This window comes from Streptomyces sp. NPDC001157 (assembly GCF_053598255.1).
On the sequence record NZ_JBSFJW010000029.1, the window covers coordinates 21,033 to 38,771 of the forward strand.

General features: G+C 67.2%; 17 protein-coding genes and 1 pseudogene. 12 read left to right on the forward strand and 6 right to left on the reverse strand.

Annotation, left to right across the window (positions count from 1 at the left end; genetic code table 11):
* The first annotated feature begins 8 nt into the window (after positions 1 to 8).
* Both ACWDAG_RS35605 and ACWDAG_RS35610 read left to right on the forward strand, forming a co-directional pair.
* Complete coding sequence (locus ACWDAG_RS35605; protein WP_450699684.1) at positions 9 to 1,073, forward strand: SUKH-4 family immunity protein; 1,065 nt, start codon at positions 9 to 11, stop codon at positions 1,071 to 1,073.
* A gap of 55 nt (positions 1,074 to 1,128) precedes the next feature.
* A complete protein-coding gene (locus ACWDAG_RS35610) occupies positions 1,129 to 1,431 on the forward strand; it encodes a hypothetical protein (RefSeq protein ID WP_450699685.1) in 303 nt (100 codons plus the stop codon).
* Positions 1,432 to 1,453: 22 nt separating this feature from the next.
* Here ACWDAG_RS35610 and ACWDAG_RS35615 read toward each other — a convergent pair whose 3' ends face one another.
* Complete coding sequence (locus ACWDAG_RS35615; RefSeq protein WP_450699686.1) at positions 1,454 to 1,882, reverse strand: hypothetical protein; 429 nt, start codon at positions 1,880 to 1,882, stop codon at positions 1,454 to 1,456.
* Between the two features lie 134 nt (positions 1,883 to 2,016).
* Between ACWDAG_RS35615 and ACWDAG_RS35620 the strand changes: the two genes are divergently transcribed.
* Positions 2,017 to 2,523, forward strand: a complete 507-nt coding sequence (locus ACWDAG_RS35620) for an LppU/SCO3897 family protein (RefSeq protein ID WP_450699687.1) — start codon at positions 2,017 to 2,019, stop codon at positions 2,521 to 2,523.
* Between the two features lie 211 nt (positions 2,524 to 2,734).
* Positions 2,735 to 3,079, forward strand: a pseudogene (locus tag ACWDAG_RS35625) (WXG100-like domain-containing protein); the annotation flags it as partial.
* On the opposite strand, the gene ACWDAG_RS35630 reads toward ACWDAG_RS35625, so the two are convergent.
* Together ACWDAG_RS35630 and ACWDAG_RS35635 are read right to left on the reverse strand one after the other, a co-directional pair.
* Entirely contained in the window at positions 2,998 to 3,240 is a 243-nt protein-coding gene (locus ACWDAG_RS35630; protein WP_450699767.1) for a hypothetical protein, read from the reverse strand. The pseudogene ACWDAG_RS35625 and the gene ACWDAG_RS35630 sit on opposite strands and share 82 nt — an antisense overlap.
* A gap of 51 nt (positions 3,241 to 3,291) precedes the next feature.
* On the reverse strand, positions 3,292 to 5,142 hold the full coding sequence (locus ACWDAG_RS35635) for a hypothetical protein (protein ID WP_450699768.1): 1,851 nt from the start codon (positions 5,140 to 5,142) through the stop codon (positions 3,292 to 3,294).
* Positions 5,143 to 5,230: 88 nt separating this feature from the next.
* Here ACWDAG_RS35635 and ACWDAG_RS35640 point away from each other — a divergent pair, with 88 nt between their 5' ends.
* The 6 genes from ACWDAG_RS35640 to ACWDAG_RS35665 all read left to right on the forward strand — a co-directional run bounded on the left by ACWDAG_RS35640 (position 5,231) and on the right by ACWDAG_RS35665 (position 14,255).
* The gene (locus ACWDAG_RS35640; protein WP_450699765.1) at positions 5,231 to 8,182 is read left to right on the forward strand and encodes a toxin glutamine deamidase domain-containing protein; all 2,952 of its coding nucleotides are present in this window, start codon (positions 5,231 to 5,233) and stop codon (positions 8,180 to 8,182) included.
* 71 nt (positions 8,183 to 8,253) lie between these two features.
* Entirely contained in the window at positions 8,254 to 10,326 is a 2,073-nt protein-coding gene (locus ACWDAG_RS35645) for an SUKH-4 family immunity protein (protein WP_450699688.1), read from the forward strand.
* 131 nt (positions 10,327 to 10,457) lie between these two features.
* Entirely contained in the window at positions 10,458 to 11,474 is a 1,017-nt protein-coding gene (locus ACWDAG_RS35650; protein WP_450699689.1) for a hypothetical protein, read from the forward strand.
* Between the two features lie 105 nt (positions 11,475 to 11,579).
* On the forward strand, positions 11,580 to 12,887 hold the full coding sequence (locus ACWDAG_RS35655) for an SUKH-4 family immunity protein (protein WP_450699690.1): 1,308 nt from the start codon (positions 11,580 to 11,582) through the stop codon (positions 12,885 to 12,887).
* 359 nt (positions 12,888 to 13,246) lie between these two features.
* Positions 13,247 to 13,765 (forward strand): hypothetical protein, encoded by a 519-nt coding sequence (locus tag ACWDAG_RS35660; protein ID WP_450699691.1) that lies wholly within the window; start codon positions 13,247 to 13,249, stop codon positions 13,763 to 13,765.
* A 253-nt stretch (positions 13,766 to 14,018) separates the two neighbouring features.
* The gene (locus ACWDAG_RS35665) at positions 14,019 to 14,255 is read left to right on the forward strand and encodes a hypothetical protein (protein WP_450699692.1); all 237 of its coding nucleotides are present in this window, start codon (positions 14,019 to 14,021) and stop codon (positions 14,253 to 14,255) included.
* Between the two features lie 5 nt (positions 14,256 to 14,260).
* On the opposite strand, the gene ACWDAG_RS35670 is transcribed toward ACWDAG_RS35665, so the two are convergent.
* The 3 genes from ACWDAG_RS35670 to ACWDAG_RS35680 all read right to left on the reverse strand — a co-directional run bounded on the left by ACWDAG_RS35670 (position 14,261) and on the right by ACWDAG_RS35680 (position 16,244).
* On the reverse strand, positions 14,261 to 14,650 hold the full coding sequence (locus ACWDAG_RS35670; RefSeq protein WP_450699693.1) for a hypothetical protein: 390 nt from the start codon (positions 14,648 to 14,650) through the stop codon (positions 14,261 to 14,263).
* Positions 14,651 to 14,723: 73 nt separating this feature from the next.
* Positions 14,724 to 15,884, reverse strand: a complete 1,161-nt coding sequence (locus ACWDAG_RS35675; RefSeq protein ID WP_450699694.1) for a WXG100-like domain-containing protein — start codon at positions 15,882 to 15,884, stop codon at positions 14,724 to 14,726.
* A 33-nt stretch (positions 15,885 to 15,917) separates the two neighbouring features.
* Positions 15,918 to 16,244: a hypothetical protein gene (locus ACWDAG_RS35680; RefSeq protein ID WP_450699695.1), complete on the reverse strand. Its 327-nt coding sequence runs from the start codon at positions 16,242 to 16,244 to the stop codon at positions 15,918 to 15,920.
* 215 nt (positions 16,245 to 16,459) lie between these two features.
* Between ACWDAG_RS35680 and ACWDAG_RS35685 the strand changes: the two genes are divergently transcribed.
* Positions 16,460 to 16,963: a hypothetical protein gene (locus ACWDAG_RS35685; RefSeq protein WP_450699696.1), complete on the forward strand. Its 504-nt coding sequence runs from the start codon at positions 16,460 to 16,462 to the stop codon at positions 16,961 to 16,963.
* A gap of 33 nt (positions 16,964 to 16,996) precedes the next feature.
* Positions 16,997 to 17,584 carry a hypothetical protein gene (locus ACWDAG_RS35690; RefSeq protein ID WP_450699697.1) on the forward strand — a complete coding sequence of 196 codons (588 nt, stop codon included), beginning with the start codon at positions 16,997 to 16,999 and terminating at the stop codon, positions 17,582 to 17,584.
* Positions 17,585 to 17,739: the final 155 nt, after the last annotated feature.

Consider the following 17,739-nt stretch of genomic DNA (forward strand, 5'->3'; position numbering starts at 1 on the left):
GCCTCCCCTTGAGCAGCCAGGAGCAGGCGGCAGCACAGGGCACGGCCGCGCCCGCCGGTGCCCGTCCGGTCACCGGCCCGGGCAACACCGCCGTCTTCACCTACGTCGACCCGGCGAACGGCGAGGAGACCACCCTCTTCAAGAACTCCGGCCCGGGCCTTCCGCCCGCCGAGTACCAGGCGTGGGCCGAGCTGCGGCGGATGAACGTCCCCGTCGACAATGTCGTCGCCGTCCACACCGACCTGCGTCCGAGCCTGCTCCCCGGCGGCTACACGTCCGAGCTGCTCGGCTCCTTCCCCAACGCCGAGCTCTCCTGCTCGCAGACCTACGGAGCCAGCTCCGAGGAGCGGGCGGAGGGCGTCGCGGCGCTGGTAACCCAGGTCGAGATGCTGCACCAGGTCGCAGGTCAGCAGCCGCCGCCCCGCCCGCACCGCCTTCCGGTTCCCGCCCAGGTGACGCCCGCGGAGCCGATGCGGGACGTGGCCCTCGGCCGGTACCTCGTCGAGGTCTTCGGCGAGGACGGGGTACGCCGCTACGCCGCCGACGACATCGCCGAGAGTCCGTTGCCCGACACGACCAAGGCCACGCTCACCTGGGCAGGGCTCCCCGCCGACCTCCCCCTCTTCTTCACCGCCGACCAGCCCGACAGCCCTCCGCGCGGCGGTCTGTTCACGGACGTCGCCACGCATCTGCGCGAGCGCCGGAGCCCGGCCGGCGAGGAGAAGATCGGTGTGCTGGCGCACCTGACCCGGATCGGCTTCGACGGGGTCGCGGTGATCGCCGTGCAGTGCCAGCCCGGCACGACGCAGCCGGACGGCCTCGGTGCGCTGTGGGCCGTGGACCCGGTCACCGCCGAGTGCCGGTACGTCAACTTCTCGGCGGCCGCCTTCGCGCGGTCCCTGGCACTGCTCGCCACCGTGCGGGGCCGGATGCAGGGCCTCGACCCGGTCGCGGCCGGCGCCGAAGTGGCGGCGCTGCAGGAGCAGTTGGTGGCCGTCGACACGTCCGCGCTGGCCAACGCGGAGACCTGGTGGTCGCTGATCGTCGAGCAGATGTGGCACGGGTTGTTCTGACCGGTTCCGGTCGGCCCTCTGACATTCCCCACCGAGCGCAACGAGGAGAGAACCCGTGACCTCCGACAACCCGGCCCCGCCGACCACCCCCGAGCAGGCCGTCGAGATCGTCCGCGACCGCTACGCGGAGCCCAAGCTGCCGGACGGCACCCCCGCCGAGCTGCGCGTCGAGGAGTTCGACATCGGCTACCTGGTGTACGCAGTGTTCCCGCCGGTCACGGACGCAGAGGGCCGGCCACAGCCCGCCCCGCCCGGCGGCAGCAAGATCGTCGTCTCGAAGGAGACCGGCGAGACGGTCACCGTCCCCAACTACCCGACCGAGGCGGCCATCGCGCTGTACCGCAGGCAACGCCAGTGACCAGCCGGTGACGGACCAGTGATCAGTACAGCGAGAATCCGCCGCTGTGCCGACCCTGGTTCCGCTTCGCCGAGCGCGAGGCCTCGCCCAGCGGGCGCTTCGTCTCGGACGGCTCCGCGGAGGAGGCCTCGTCCGTCAGCGGCTCGCCGTGCCTGATCCGGTCGCGCTCCTCCTCGGGGAGCGACTCCCACTGCCCCCGCAGGGAGGCCATGCCACTGCCCAGGGCGTGCGCCACCCCGGGGTCGTCCAGGGCGTTGCGCAGGGGGAGGCGGCCGGAGAGCAACTTCTTCGCCGCGTCCTGCAGTTCACTGCTGACGCCGTCGGTCTCGGTCAGCTTGCGCAGGGCCGAGTTCAGCGAACGGATCTGGTCCGGTTCGAGCGCCTCGTCCAGAACACCGCGGTCCGTCGAGGCGCCCTGCGGGTTCGGTGAGTCCTCCGGTCGGCCGGTCATGTCGCTTCTCCTCGCTGCCCTCGTCTCCCGGACACCTGAAGTATCCCCTTCGGAGGATAGTCTTCACCGGTCAACTTCTTGTTGATCTCTGTTCGTCCAGTCAGCCACGCAGTCAACCACGGGGTCCCTCAAGCATGTCCACGCCTCCTCCGCAGTACCCGAACCAGCAGCCGTACGGGCAGCCGCAACAGCCGTACGGATATCCGCAGCAGCCGCAGGCCCCGTACGGATACCCGCAGCAGCCGCAACCACAGCCGCCTCAGCCAGGCCCGCAACGCCCGCGGCCGGGAGGCCCGTTGCGGGTTGCGAAGGCCATCGCCATGGTCGTCGTGCTCTTCGGCGGCGTGGGTTACTACGTCTGGGACTACAACACCAGCCCCACGGGCGGCAAGGCGAGGGCGGAGGCTTCGGCGTCCGCGTCCGCCGCGGCACACGACCCCGAGATCGGCGACTGTGTCAAGGTCAAGGATCCCAAGGGCGAACCGGTGACGACGGTCGTCGACTGCGGCTCCTCCGAGGCCGAGTACAAGCTGGGGGAGATGGTCCCTGGCGCGAACATGGAGTGCGGGTCGGAGTACGACTACGGCATTCAGTACCACCGCCGGACAAGCGGCTACACGTTGTGCTTCACCAAGGTCTGACCTGGGCCGCGCTCCGACATCGGACCTGAAACGGTTTTGTGACAGCAAGACCCTGAAGTTGCGGGCGGTTGAGTCCGTAAACTTTGCGAACGGCTGTACTCCTGTGTGACTTCCCTTGACCGATGAGGGAGTTGTACGGCCGTGTCGTCTGACGGGGGTGCTTTCTGCTGTGTCGATGATGTTGCCGGACTCGCTCGAGTGGGTTCTCGAGATGCTCGGCTACAACTGGCCGACGGCGGACGAGGACAAGCTCAAGGACTCGGCCAAGCTGTGGCGGAAGTTCGGCGACGACGTCACCGAACTGCACACCACGGCGAACCTCAGCGCCGGCCAGGTGGTCGCGCACAACGCCGGCGAATCGATCGACGCGTTCAGCAAGACCTACAAGAAGTTCGACGGCGGACAGGGCGACGGCTACCTCACCAACGCCGCCGAGGCCGCCTACCTCATCGCGAACGTGATGGAGGCCTGCGCCTACATCGTCGAGCTGGCGAAGTGGGCGGTGATCGCCCAGCTGATCGCCCTGGCCATCGAGATCGCGGCCGCCCAGGCCGCCGCCCCCTTCACCTTCGGCCTCTCCGAGGTCGGCGCGCTGGGCGCGACCCAGGTCACCCGGCTGATCGTGCGCCGCCTCCTCGACGAGCTCAAGGAGGCCCTGCTCAACGCGATCGTCGAGGCGATGAAGGAGCCCGCGATCTCGATGATCGAGGCGATCATCACCGACCTGATCCGCCAGACGGTGAACGTCGGCTTCGGCGCCCAGGAGGGCTACGACCTCGGCGCGACCGTGAAGGCCGGCGCGGACAGCGCCTGGGACGCCATCAAGCAGACCCCGCAGACCCTGGCCGAGGGCGTCCGCGACAGCCTGGGCGAGAAGGCCGGACACCGGGCCCACCATGCCATCGACAGCCGGATCGACGGGCATGGCGGGGGGTCCGAGGGCGGACACGGGGACGAGGGGTCCAACTCGTCCGAGGGGGACGGAGACGGGGGCTCGAACTCGTCCGACGGGGACGGAGACGGGAACTCCAACTCGTCGGACGGGAACCGTGGTTCGGACTCGTCGTCCGATTCGTCCTCCAGTTCCAGCTCCCACTCCAACGGCTCCGACCCGTCGGGGTCGGACTCCTCGACGTCGACGCGTTCGGGCAGCGACACCGGCGTGAACATAGGCGGCGGGATTTCCGCCGACACCGGCGGCAACAGCATCGGCGGGCCGGACGTGGGAGCGGGGCCGGGTTCCGACTCGGGGTCGGACTCCGGATCCGGCTCCGACTCGGGGAACGGGTCCGACTCCGGGGCCCCGAGGCCGACGCTCTCCCACTCCGGTCCGACGCTGTCCGACTTCGACGATCCCTCGCCGAGTGGAGCATCGTCGGGCGGCTCGGACTCCGGGGGTGCCTCCGACGGTCCGAGCTCCTCCGGTCCGTCCCACTCCGGCGGCGGCTCGCCGGTCTCCGGCCTCTCGTCGCCGACCGTGCATTCCGTATCGGCCTCCGCGTCGCCCGGGAGTGCAGCTCCGTCCCCGTCGACGGGCGGCCACGGCGGGATCAGCACCAACATCGACAGCCTGGCCGCCAGTACCCCGACCCACACCACCGCGGCGCCCACGCCCACTCCGACGACCAGTGACCCGTCCTCCAGCGGCGGCGGGGTGCGTGCCGACGCCGGCTCCGGCATGCCGACATCGCCTGTGGCGCCTTCTACGACAGGCGGGGTGGGCGGCGGCTCGCATCCCGGCGGGGGTACGTCCGGCAGCAGCACGTCGTCCGGAGCGAGCCCGAGCAGCCCTACGCCCAACTCCGGGGCGGCGAGGGCCACTTCGGCCACCACGTCCGGTACGACGTCCCCCACGGGGTCGGGGCCGGCCTCCACGCCGAGTCCGACGTCGCCTTCGACGCCGCGGAGCACTACGACAGCGTCGGCATCGGCGACGGGGGACGGTCGCGTTGCCGGTGGGGCGGGGCTCCGAGTTTCCGGTACGGGGGACGGGCGCGTTCCCGGTACCCCGGACGGCCGTACCCCTGGCACGCCGGACGGGCGAACGCCTGGCACCCCGGAAGGACGCATACCGACCCAGCGCCCGCCCGGGAACACGACGCCGGGTGACGGTGCGCCGCCGAGGAGCACGCCGGGCGACGGCACCACGTCCCGCGACACCCCTGGTACGAGGCCGGGTGACGGCACCACGCCTCGCAACACCCCCGGCACGAGGCCCGGCGACGGCACCACCCCCCGCAACACCACGGACCCGACCGGCAGCACTCGTACCAACATCCCGAGCCGGAACTCGGACACCGGCACCTCGAACCAGAACCCGTCGTCGACCCCGAGGACGACGTCGCCGTCCACGAGCACCTCCACGTCGACGCCGTCCACATCGACGCCGTCCACGTCGACCGGTTCCGGCTCGGACCGCGCCTCGACACCGAGCGACGGGACCTCGAACTCGTCGACGCCAAGCGGTCGTACGAGCAACCCGTCGGCCAACAGCCCCACCACGCAGGGCACACCCGGCGCATCCGGCACGCAGAACCAGCCGGGGGCGAACACCGGCACCGGCACGACTCCCAACAGGCCGTCCCAGCCCGCGGGCGGCTCGCCGAACACGCCCAACACCCCCAGCACTCCACAGCAACCGGCCGCACAGCCCCACTCGTCGCCGCAGAACACCGCGCCGAACAACCCGCAGCAACAGCAGCATCAGGTGACCCCGGTCCCGATCCACACCCCCATCCGCGTCCCGGGCACGTCGGCGTCACCGTCCCACGCACCAGGACCTGCCACGCCCCACGCGCCGGGCTCGCCCCAGGCCACCCCCGGCAACCCCGACCACCAGCAACACCCGCAGCAGGACAGCCTGCAGGACATCCGCGCAGACCTGGACCACTACCCGGGCGGCCTGACCCAACCCGACCCCGCCGACCAGCAGGCCCTGGACAACGCCGTCCCGCGCAACGAGGACGGCACCCCACAGCGCCACCCCGACCCCTTCGAAGGCAACTGGTCCCAGCTCCAGAACGACGGCGGCGTCAACGTCCCGGGCCGCAGCAACAACTGCGCCGACTGCTCCCGGTCGTTCCTGGAGACCTGGTACGGCAACCCGCAGGTCTCGGCGCCGCGCACGCTCGACCTCGACGAACACGGCAAGCCCAACCTCTGGTCCCCCGAGCACAACGCCAACGACAACCAGATCCGGTGGGCGGGTGCCGCCCACACCTACGCCGGGCCCGGCGGCGACCCGAACACGGCCAACAACATCGCCGACACCCTCCAGCAGGCCGGCCCGGGCTCGGCGGCGATCGTCCAGGTCGACTGGCCCGGCGGAGGCGGCCACGCCTTCAACGTCGTCAACCACAACGGCAACATCGTCTGGGTCGACACCCAGAGTGGAGATGTCAGCCACGCCCCTCTCCACATCGACCAGGCCACCCACGTCTGGCACATACCGCTGGACGCCGACGGCCACCCGATAGACACATCTCAGCCGCACGCGCAGGACTCCGAGAACGGCGACGACGCGTCGCAGAACGAGAACAACGACGCGTCCCAGCCGGAGAACTCCGAGAACAACGGGCAACCCCAGAACGACCAGAACCCCCAGAACGACGCCCCGGGCGACACACCGAAGCAGGGCGACGACACCGACGGGGGAACCGACTCCCCCAAGCCGGCGGACCAGGCGACGCCAGATGCATCGGACACCGCGGACCCCGTGAAGCCGTCGACGGCGGACGCGAACACGTCGCCAGATCCCATGACCACGTCGCCGGATTCGACAAACGGCAAACCTCAAGGCGACGACGGTCGGCCTCAGAGCGAGAGCAACAGTCAGTCCGAGTCGGACAACTCGCCGAACGGCCGGGAGCCGTCCTCGGACGACAGCAACGCTCCTCAGCAGAAGCAGCCGGAGCAGTCCCCCGAGACCCCCACGGAACAGAACCACACGTCCTCGGCCGAGACACCAAACACCCTGGACCAGCAGTCACGCCCGGACCAGGCGCCCCACCCCGACGAAGAGGGCCGTACCCCCGACACGGACTCCACGCAGCCGACCGCGACGACGGAGAGTCCGTCCCGGACCGAGTCCCCTTCGGAGCACCAGCAGCCCCCCACCCGCACCACACCCGACAACGCGGACAAGGGCACAACGCCTACCCGCACTGCGACGGACACCCCGAGCGCCCTCACGACCGACCGGGACGCTCCTCAGCAGCCGGCCCCACACATCACGGATCCACGCCCGTCAGATCCCCGGACTTCGGCCTCGCGTACATCGGACCCACAGCGGGACGCACCACCGCAAAAAAAGCCGGACGCCGGCGAGCCCCGCGACGGCCAGCGCCCGAACACGCCACCACGGCCGGAGCGTCAAGCAGTACCAGCCCCGGACCGCACCAACCGCCCAGCACCAGCAGACCCCTCAGGCGCGAACCCGTCCAGGTTCAATGCAGAGGAGGTTCGCGGCTCGGCCGAGTTCGGTGAACGGCAGACAGTCGAGCACACTCACTTCGATATGCCTCCGGAGGACTCTCAGCAGACGTTGCGCCGGACTCATGACGTATCCCAGATAGACCTCGGACCGGTCCTGGACAACGCCCACCGCTGGGCCAAAGATGGCTCGCTCGCCCGCGCCGTAGAAGAGGCACGTAAAAACGGCAGCATAAGCCAGTCGCGACTCAATGAAATCCTCGGTAAGAAATTCGAGGAACTCAGCCGTGAACAGAAGATGGCTGTCGTGGCAGGCATCGCCCGAATAAGCAACACGTTCCACGAGGCTCATGCGGCAGGAAATAGCCCCGTACAGGGAGACCCCGAACGACGTCGCCCCAAGGGGGTCACGAACGACATCAACCCGCTGGCGGGTGTCTCCATGCACGAAAACCACGAAGTTCGACGCATGAAGGATGGGGATGACAAAGCCCCTCCGGACGCTCGGGCGCGCGATTACGCTGTAACGCATGAAGCCGAGAGCGCCGACCCCGCCGACAAGCAGAAGAAGGACAATGAGTTCGAAGCGCTCTGGAGGCAGCACAAGGACGGCGACATGCGGCCGGACATGTCCGGCAAGAATTACGCCGTACTTGAGGTACACGAAAAAGTCGGCGACAAAGTAGTAGTCAAGTACGTCATCGACTCCTCAATTCCAGGAAGCGATCGTTACCATCACGACCACTCAGAGCCGCATTTGGGCGAGTGGATGCGGAACGTGGAGGCCAAGCACCCAGGTCAGTTCAAGGCTGTGGCTTTGTTCACCGAGTTCGAACCGTGCGGTGACAGAACAGGAACCGGCGGGGCAAACTGCTCGGACTACCTCAGCCACGACATGGAGCGCGACCCTGATGCATCACGCGCCCGCACGAAAAAGGCGCGCGACGATCGCCCCGAAGAAGTAAAGGAAAACCCACCGAAAAGCAACATGCCAGTCTCGTATGGAATTGGGTATCGCAAGGGTGCGATGGGCAACGAAGCCGCTGCACAGGAGGGCGAGTACGAGAGTGCTGCAGAGAAGCGCGAAGCGGTGAAACAGGGCAAGGCTCTTGACAACGCCAAACGCGAGCAGGTGAAGGCACTCACCGACGAGCAGATGGTCAAGTATCGCGGCGAATGGTTGAGGGTTTGGATGAATGCCGTGGGGTCGCCAGGGGGAAGTGGATGAGCTTCTGAGGCCAGGGTTTAGATTGGATAGTCGCCAGGACGCCGTACACGGAACCAGAGATCGAGGACCAAGTGGAGCTGACACCCGAGCAGGCACTTGAGCGGGTCGAGGCCTGGCTGGCCGAGCCGCATCGCTTGTACGAGACCCTGGCGATCCGAGGGGGACCGGGCGTCGGGAAGACCCAGCTGCTGCGCGAACTGTCGACCCGAATGCCTGACGCCGTCTTTGTGGACTGCCAGGGCCTGACGGCAGATGATGTTGCACAGTTTCTACTGAGGGCGTGTGATGCCGCCGATTCTCCGGCATCGCTCATCTCGGGCGCCCTGAGTGTCAGAAGCGGTGGAGTCGCTCTCCTTGCAAACGTCCAATGGGCAGACCGATTCGTCACCTCGAACGAGCCAAGCAGGATCACTCAGCAGGTGATCCGAACTCTGAAGCAGTTCTCGCGCCCGACTCTGCAGTTTGTGGTGGAACGATCCGCTGACAGGCCATGGGTGCTTGCTCCGGCGCGAAATGACATCGTCCTCACGTCTCCGATCAGCCACGATAACGGTGATGATGCTCGATTCACTGAAGTGGCAGGACTGGTTGCACGATATCCAGCACTACAAGCACTGGCCGCAGCGGAACTCCGCACCATCTCCCTGTCGCAGTGGGCGGAACTGTGTCGTTGCCTCGATATCCAGGCGTCGCCCGGCGAACTGGGCGAGCTTCCCGAGGCCCTTGCGGACCTCCTCGTCACTTCCGAAGTCTCGGAGACGGAAAGAGAAGTCGGATTTCGGGCGGAGTCCGATCGCTACCGCATCAGGCGGCTCCATCCGGTCGACCAGGGGTCATTGCTCTCATCGCTGTGGCGCCAACTGGGGACGCACGACGCACGGTCCAACAGCGCGACCAGCGCCCTTGGCCGCTATGCAGCACAAACGGTGGGCGTCCATGCCGCCCATGCCGACCGCTTCGAAGACGTGCTGAACGACGGGCACGTACTGGCAAACCTCGATGCCGTGGGGCTGTTGCGAGGCATGGCCGCTGCCTGGCCCCAGGGCGTTCCGCAGAACAGCGTCGCCATCGACATCCATTATCTGGAACAACTGGGGCTCGCAGCTGCGCCCCACGAAGAGTGGGTGTCTTGGGTGCATCATTGCGCGCTCAGTCGAGGCGACGAAAGGCTGGCTCGGTCGATAGCCGCTGCGGCGGGAGACACGCTCCCATGGCGGACCGTATGGACCAATTGCCGCCCGTTCGGGGTCTTCGGCCGATTCACGGGAACAGCAACGGGTCTGTCCGAGGCATCGCCAGGTGAGACGTTTGAAGCGCAGGAGGTGCTTTCCCTGCTGGCCGAGAGCCATTTGTGGCCGCTCCTGGAGACCGGTCCGCCCGTCCGACACATTTTCGATGGACGCGAAGACGCCTTCCGTCCCTTCCTGTCCAAGGAATTGTCAGAATCACAATGGCTGATCACCGGCCCGTCCGGCCCGTTCGTCGTGGATGTGAACGCCGAGCCCAGACGACAGCCACACCTGGTAGCGCTTCCGTCCCCCTTCGTAGGTCCCATCACGAAGGCCGGCGTGTGGAACTGTCCCCCACAAGCGCAGGCCGCAGGCGGCCCTGAACAACCTTGGCTGGAAGCCACTTTCGGGGAGGGCACCTGCCGCCGCCTGCCCGACAATGACTTGCCGCCCGGCCTGGGGCATGCGGACAGTCGGCACTTCCTGGCCACCGTCGGCCTGCCCGCACTGTCGGAACAGCTTCCCTTTGTCCGCACGGTGGACCTGGACAAGACAGGGCTGGTGCAAGTCCCGTGGCCCGCCGACATGGAGCCGCCCGAAAGCGAGGGCCCCTTCTACTCTCTGGGAGAGTGGACTGGAGGCAACGTACTTCTCGATGCAGACACAGGTGCTGTCGTCCAGGACTACAGCACCGGCTATTCCTCCGTCACTGTCGCGACGAGCCTGCGGCAGTTCTGCATCCTTCTCCGCCTGTACCACGAGTTTCTGATCAGCGACTTCAATACACCGGAGGAACGGAGGGACGCACGCCACAGCCTCCGGCAGTGGGCAGAGGAGATCGATCCGGTGGTCGAAGAAGCCGATCACTGGGAGCATGTCTTCGACGGAGACTTGGACATGTGGGGTACCGAATAGAGGTACATCCGGCCACCTCCGACAACCCGACGTACGCGCATCCCGGTTCAAGTTGCCTTGCCAGCCTCAAGCAAGAAACCCAGACCCGGGTGTAACCCAGCTCTGGCAGATGCACAACTAGGCTGTACGCCATGTCAGATGCCGTCGACGCTCTTGTACGGAACCTCGCCGACGACGATCGCAGCGTGTGGCAGGACGCGGAGGACCGCCTGGTCGCCCTCGGCGTACAGGCCGTCGACAGTCTGCTGCCGTATGTCGGAGAGGACGGACCGTCCCGGCTGAAATGGGGCGCCGAGTCCGTCCTGCGAAGGCTGAGCGACCAGGCATTGCCACGCCTACGGGAGATCCGGCGACAGGGTCCGGGGCGCCTGCGCAGCAATGCCCTGAAAGCCCTGGTCGACCTGGGTGGCGGCGAGCACCTGGACGAGGGCGATCGCAGTGCGGTGGAGCGTCTCGTGCGGATCAAGCTCACGGACGAGCGCCCGGTGAGGGTCCCGTCGGAGGCCGGCCGCTGGCTGGCCTTCCCTGCGGACCGGATCGGCGACGCCGTGGCCGCTCTCGGCCTGCACGACCTTCGGCCGGCCACCACGGTCATGGGTGTGGCTGCCGCCACCCGGACCGCCGACTCCCTCGAGTTCCAGGATTCACAGGGGAAGGCGCAGATCGCCTATCGGGTGTTCATCACGCCGGCGTTCGAGACCTGGCTCTCGGATGTGCCGATCCAGAACTGGTGCATGTTGTGGGGAAACTCATTCATCGACCAGCTCGACGGCTTCGCATTGGCCGACAAACTCAGCGAGGCATGCGGCGAAGCTCATTTCTACGTCATGGATCCTTACCACTCCGCCGAGGGCTGGCATGTCGCCCGTCACGGACACGGAGTTCGAAGCTTCAGCAACTACGACTACCCGCGGTTCCGGGGAGAACCACTGCCCTTCGAGGTGGAGTACAGGGAAGGCGCGGAGGGCGAGGACGAGGAAGAGGCGGAGGAATACGCCGAGGGCGTTCCTTACACGCTCATGGCAGCAGACAACCTTTCCGTCGAACCCGGCCGCATGCCCGCTTCCGGCACCCACGGCCACGGCTGGCTCGCCTCCACTCATCCCAGCGCACCCAACTCCCGCTTCAAGGGCGCCTTGCCCATCTGACGGATACACCGTGCGCCGGCCCCCGCACGGCTCCATGGCATCACGGTCACCCAGGGCCTCAGGTCCCAGGTGAGCAGTGTCAGTGGGGGCTGACAGGATGGCCGCATGAGTGAGGAACTGGGCGCCGTACTGGCCGACCCCGCACGGCTGTTGAACGCCGAGCGAGCAGCGGTGCGCGAGCACGTCGCCGCCGCGAGCGGCGCGGACAGTGTGGGACGCGAGGTGTTCCTTCAGGCCGAAGCGATCTTCGGAGACGCGGAAGTGACGCCCGCCGAGTTCGCCTCCTGGCTGCATTTTGCGGCGAAGGCGACCGGTCATGAGGAGTACGCCGAGCGGATCGCAGCAGCCGAGCCGGGGATGCCATGGCGGACCGTGTGGGCGTGGTGGCGGCCGGCCAACTGGTTCACGGTGCACCCGAGCCTCAACGGCGACTACTACCAGGTCCACCGTCGTCTGAGCGAGGGCCGGGAGCTCGTCGAGGTGGTCGACCAGCGCGGCCCGCTCTGGCTCGACGCCCGGACGGGCCGGAGGGTGAAGGTTCGGGATGAGGGAGCTCTGTCGGAAGCGCCCTTGTCGCCGGAGGCACTTGATGCGCCCAGGCTCTACGACTGGGATCTCACCGCCCCGGAGAGCTGGGAAGGCGCAGTCGCGGTCGCCGCCGAGGGCGGCAGGACCCGCTATCTCGTCGAGAACACGCACGGCATAGCAATGCTCGAAACGGACGCGGATGTGCTGCGCAACTGGCCCCGCGGCAAAGGAATCGACCCCACCTCGTCCGAGGCAGGGTCGTCCAGCCCCGAACCGGTGCGGCGGAGGCCGACGGGTCCGCTCAGTGCGGCCCGGGTCGACGACGCCTTCGGGGAGCGGCATGTGATGCGCATGCCTGACGGCGCGCTGCCCGTAGGACTTGAACACCCAGGCAGCAGACAGCACTTGCGAGACATCGGCCTGCCTGCCTGGTGGGCGTGCCACGAGGGCGAGTTCCAGGCCTGTTCGGCCGACGCCATGCGTCCTCCGGCCGACGGTGTCCTGACCGAGGACGGCCTGCCCAGCGGGGTGACCACCGCGGACCTGATCGCCTGCGGCACCAGCAGCTACGGCGAGCTGTATCTGCACCGCCACCAAGGCTCTGTGCACATCTGGAGCCGACTGGACGGCCCGACGAAGGAGACGTTGGTGCCGCTCGCACCGGACCTCGACGTCTTCACCCGTGTCCTTGAGGCCATCTACCGCTACAGCAACGCCTGTTGGCACCCCTACCCGGTGGAGGGCGACCAGGAGGACGTAGCGCAGTTGTTCCTGGACGAAATGGACGAGCTGGCCCCGGGGGTGTTCGATCGGCAGACACCCAGCGGCACGGTGTGGAGCTGGCTCTACGCAGGCATCACCGAACTGGGCGTGGACGGCTTCTAGCGGTATTGGCCCTCAGCACGGTATTTCCCCTCAGCAACCTTCACGCAGCCCGCTCCGGCTCCAACGACCCCCTCCTGATCTCACTGATAATTTGCTGCTCCTGCCAGTTACCTCCATTGACTCCACGGGGAATCATGAGCCAGCCGCCGTTCCAACCGCCGCCGCAGCCCGGGCAGCCACCACAACCACCACAGAACCCCGCGAACCCGTATGCCCAGCCCGCACCGCCGCTGCAGCAGCCGGGATTCGGACCGCCGCCTTCCCCTGGACAGCCTCCGATGCAGCCCGGGCCGCCTCCGATGTACGCCGGACCGCAGCCCGTGCCCCAGGGGCAACCGCCGGTGCAGCCGATGTACCCGATGCAGCCGACACCTCCGTTCCAGGCGCCCCCCTTCGGGCAGCGTCCGAACGCGAGCGGCAATGCCGTCGGCGCCGTGTTCCTCGGGTTGTTGGTCTCCTTCATCGTGTCGCTGCTCTACAGCGGCCTCATCCTGGCCACGTACAAGGACATCACGAGCAGCGCTGTGGCCAACACCCTCTACCTGGGCCACGCGCTCCTCAATGGCGCGATCGTCGGCGCCTTGGTCGGCAGGGTGGGTCGCGGGAGCAACGGTGCCCGGATCGGCGGAGCCGTCATCGCCGCGCTCGGCACTTTCTTCGGCAACACCAACGCCGTCACGTTCATCATCGCCAAGGAACAGTCGCTCATGGCGATCAGAGACATGCTGGAATACACCCCGTTCCTCCCGGCCAAGGCCTGGTGGCACAACGAAACCACCGGCGGAGTCGACTGGTTCTCCCCGCTCGGCCTCGTACTCGCCGCAGCCGCCGCCTGGGGCATCGCCTACCTCATCGGCAACCAGCGCCGTCAGGCGTGACTTGGCCGCCGCTGTACCGCCCTGCCTCAGCGCAAGGCAGGGCTGTCATCACGACTTGGCGTCGCTACGGCGATCAGTGCCCTCGTTCTCTTCGGTGACACAGCGATGACCGCCGGCCTCGGGGACGGTGCGCCGAACCCCAAGGGGATCGGAGGAATCGTCATGGGGCTCTTGATGGGCTCCATCGGCGTCACCTGCATGATCACCATTTGGTCGGCCCGGCACTCCGGCGTGAGCGTCGACGGCATGGGGCTTGGTCCGCGAAGAAGAACCGCTGCACTGCACCCTCCCGCGGCTGCGTTACCGCCTCCCCGTCCCCGCGAGTTCCCGGGTGCCGCTGGTCGCCGCAATCCAGCGGCAGGTCCCCCAACTGTGGCTCGGCGAGACCGAGCGCGAGGCCGGCTACATGGGCGTTCCGGACCGCAAGGGCCACCGGGAGCGTACGCACGGATCCTCGCGCATACACGAACGGGCGGCCACTCAGCGCTGAAGTCCTCAGCGCCGAGCCGACCGCTTCCCCTCCGCGGAACCGTGCACGGGCGCGTCCCGCTCGGCACGTTCGCGGTCCAGTTCGGCCTGCTGCCGTGCGTCCCAGTCCGCGAACTGGCCCTTGGATTGCCGGCGTTCGGCGTGCGTCTGGTCCTCGGCCACCCGGCGCATCTCGTGCAGCCGCTGGAAGACGGCCTCGGTGTAACGAGGGTCCTGGAAGGCGTCCTTGACGTCGACGCGTCCGCTCAGCACCTCACTCGCCATCTCGCGCAGGGTCGGATCGAGCGAGTTCGCGCCGGAGATGGTGCGCAGGGAGCGGCGCAGCCGCAGGGCCTGTTCGGGGTCCTGGGCGATCCCCATGAGTTCCTCGTCCTGGATCTCCCGGTCCGCGGTCATGGGTGCGTACGTCCTTCCTGTTGCGGCGTGTTGGAGGTGAGGTCGGCGAAGAGCGGCGAGGGTGGGTCGGGGGTTACCCGAACTCGTTACGAGCCCAGTCCTGCGCGTTTCCGCCACTGTGCGAGGCACCGGAGCGCGAGGAGGAGGCAGAGGCGGCGGCCGGCCTGTTGGAGTGGGACGCCTGCGTAGTGGTGCTGTTCGAGGAACCGGAGGCGGAGGCGGAGGTGTTGGACTCGGCCGCCCCGTCGGACGACTCCCCGGTGTTGCCACCGTGTCCGGACAGCGCGTCGACACCGTGCTGTACGCGATCCCCGACCGCCCCGGTCACCTTCTCCGTCGCGGCGTCGACGGCACCGTCCACGTGCCCCTGCACATCGGTGTATCCGGCGAGGGTCGAACCCTCGCCCCCCTTGACCTCGTTCTTCAGGCCGTCCAGGTATTCGCTGCCCGCTTTCTTGGCGACGTCCGTCGTCTCCCCGAGGTCGATGCCGGACCGCTCGTCGAAGTGGGCCTCGATGCTCTGCTGGGCGATGTTCTGCGCCATTCCGACGGCGGCTTCCTTGGCCTTCTCCTTGGCCGCGTCCACCACCTTCTCCTGGACGAACTGCTTCGCCTCTTCCTTGATCTTGTCCTTGGCGAACTGCTTGACCTTCTCCTTGGTGATCTTTTCGAGCTGCTCCTTGGCGATCTTCTTGAGGGCGTCCATGGTGGCGTGCTCCATGGCCTTGGTGACCGCCTCCATGACCTCCTTCTTGAGCTTGTTGAGCAGCTCTCGGACGATCACCCGCGCGGCCTGCGTGGCCCCCAGCGCGCCGACCTCGGAGAGTCCGAAGGTGAAGGGGGCCGCCGCCTGCGCGGCGATGATCTCCACGGCCAGGGCGATGAGTTGCGCGATCACGGACAGCTTCGCCGTGAGGACCGCGATCGCGGCCGCGTCGAAGGCGAGGGCGATCACTTCGCACGCGGTTTTCGCGTCGGGGATGTAGCTGTCCTGGCCGTTCGTACCGGTGTAGGCACCCCAGTCGTTGCTGAATTTCTCGACGGCCGTACCGGCGTTGCTCGCGAGGATCGTGCGGGCGAGTCCCTCGCCCTCCGTCTGGATGGTGTCGAGATCCTTGCCGAAGGCCCGCCAGGCCTCGGCGACGTTGTGCAGTGCTTCTTCGTCGGCCTCGGGCCAGCTGTAGCCGAGGAGGTCGAGTACCCAGACAAGCTCGCTGGGCAGTGTGAGCGACATGCCGATGTCCCCGAATTTAATTGGAGTTTTCAGTTAGAGTTGGCCCGAAATTCCGTCCATCAGCACATAGTTCGACGATTCCGATTCGTCGTAGTTGTGCGCCAGGTCCTGCAGCTTGTGCCCGATGCTCTCCAGCCGCTTCCCCAGGCTGTCCATCGATGTGAAGATTCCGTCACGTACCGGCGTGTAGACCTGCCCGAAGATCTCCCCGAAATCCGCGTCCGCCCACGGCTCTCCAAGATCTTCGAGAGTGTCCTGGAGCCGCTTGGAGGCCTTCCCGAAATCGGCCCCGAGTTCGGCGAAGTTCACCCCCTGCGTGCGGAGTACTCCAGTGTCCACATCAAAGGATTCGAACGCCATTACTCTCCCCCGGACTTCACTTGGCGCAGTTCATATAGGACGACAGACGGATACCTTAGACTCCTCGCGCACACCCCGCCAACCCGCCGATCCACCAGCCAAGAGACCGAACAAGCTTCCCAGGGGGACGACCGACAGTGGTGACAACACAGCCGCGTTACGGCAGTACAGGAAGCCTTTGGGTGGGCAGACTCGTAGGCCTGGGGCTGCTCCTGGTGGCCACGGTCGTCGCCGTTGTGACGATTCCGGAACTGCGCAGTGAACTCGCCGGTGACGGCACCAAAGGAACCCTCACCGTTTCTTCATGCGAAACACACACCAAGACCCACTACGGCACGCACAGGCGTACGACACAACTAGAGTTCAGCTGCACCGGAAACTGGACCGCACAGCAAGGCGGCGCCAGCTACCAAGACGTCACAGTGAACACGTCATCGCGCGTTGAAACCGGCGCGAAAATTCCCGTCGTACAAGCGGACGGCACTTTCGAACTGCCTGAGGACCGGGCCCCCGGAAAGGACGCAGGGATTCTCGCGCTCTGCCTCTCCCTGGTGGCATTCGGCATCTTCTGCCTGCTCACCGGATTCGGCGCCCGCAACGGCCCCGCCCTCTCGGACTCCTGGCAGCGCCTGCCGGCCGCACGTATCACCGGCCCCGTCCTGGGCGGCGTATTCGGCCTGGGGGTCGTGGCGGCACTCGTCTGCGCATTCGTCCTGTAACGCCCGAATCCCCCTCAGGAACCGGAACCCCCAATGACACAAGTACACGGGAACACCGCGACGAACACCGCCGCACCGGGAGATCGGGCGAGCCGCGGCCGCCTCATCGGCGCAGGCCTGATCCTGGTGAGCCTCATCCTTCTGGCCCTCGGCTCCTACCTCGGTCCCTACAAGTACGCCACCTCCACACCGGGCAAGCTCACCGTCCAGAACTGCACCGTCGACTACAAGTACCGGAGCTCGTCGAGCAGTTCGAGTTCGCGGAAGAAGACCAAGAGCAGGTGGTGCTACGGCACCTTCACCTCCGAGGACGGCAAGGTCAAGGACCTCAACGCCGAGCTCAAGAGCGACGCCCTGTACCAGCGCGGCCATGTCATCGAGGCCCGCAGGATCAGTGACGTCTCCTACATGCAGGACCAGGGCTGGGCCCACGCCATCGCCCTCGGCTGCGCATGGTGGTTCGGCGCCCTGATCGCCCTGGCCGTCGGCCTTTTCTGCGCCGTCACCGGCTTCCCCTACGGAGAGGGGGAGAGCCAGGGCCTGTTCCGCACCACCCTGGTGACGGTCGGAGTGGGCGTACTCGGCCTCGTGGTCAGCCTGTTGGTGGTGTTCTTCACGTGACGGAGGGCCCTGCGCCCCTCGTCCACGGGGGAGACGAGGGGCGCAGGGCCGTCACCAACCCGCCTACCCGCACTCCGTGGGTTGCCTGGTGCACCACAGCGCTTCCTCGGCTTCCGCGGAGCTGGAGTTGGCGTCGTTCGCGGTCTTCTGCTGCA

Coding starts and splice junctions, on each gene's coding strand:
- ACWDAG_RS35675 (WP_450699694.1), bottom strand. CDS start 15,884: ATGTCGCTCACACTGCCCAGCGAGCTTGTCTGGGTACTCGACCTCCTC.
- ACWDAG_RS35655 (WP_450699690.1), top strand. CDS start 11,580: ATGAGTGAGGAACTGGGCGCCGTACTGGCCGACCCCGCACGGCTGTTG.
- ACWDAG_RS35620 (WP_450699687.1), top strand. CDS start 2,017: ATGTCCACGCCTCCTCCGCAGTACCCGAACCAGCAGCCGTACGGGCAG.
- ACWDAG_RS35615 (WP_450699686.1), bottom strand. CDS start 1,882: ATGACCGGCCGACCGGAGGACTCACCGAACCCGCAGGGCGCCTCGACG.
- ACWDAG_RS35680 (WP_450699695.1), bottom strand. CDS start 16,244: ATGGCGTTCGAATCCTTTGATGTGGACACTGGAGTACTCCGCACGCAG.
- ACWDAG_RS35660 (WP_450699691.1), top strand. CDS start 13,247: ATGCAGCCGACACCTCCGTTCCAGGCGCCCCCCTTCGGGCAGCGTCCG.
- ACWDAG_RS35630 (WP_450699767.1), bottom strand. CDS start 3,240: ATGATCGCCTCGATCATCGAGATCGCGGGCTCCTTCATCGCCTCGACG.
- ACWDAG_RS35650 (WP_450699689.1), top strand. CDS start 10,458: ATGTCAGATGCCGTCGACGCTCTTGTACGGAACCTCGCCGACGACGAT.
- ACWDAG_RS35690 (WP_450699697.1), top strand. CDS start 16,997: ATGACACAAGTACACGGGAACACCGCGACGAACACCGCCGCACCGGGA.
- ACWDAG_RS35670 (WP_450699693.1), bottom strand. CDS start 14,650: ATGACCGCGGACCGGGAGATCCAGGACGAGGAACTCATGGGGATCGCC.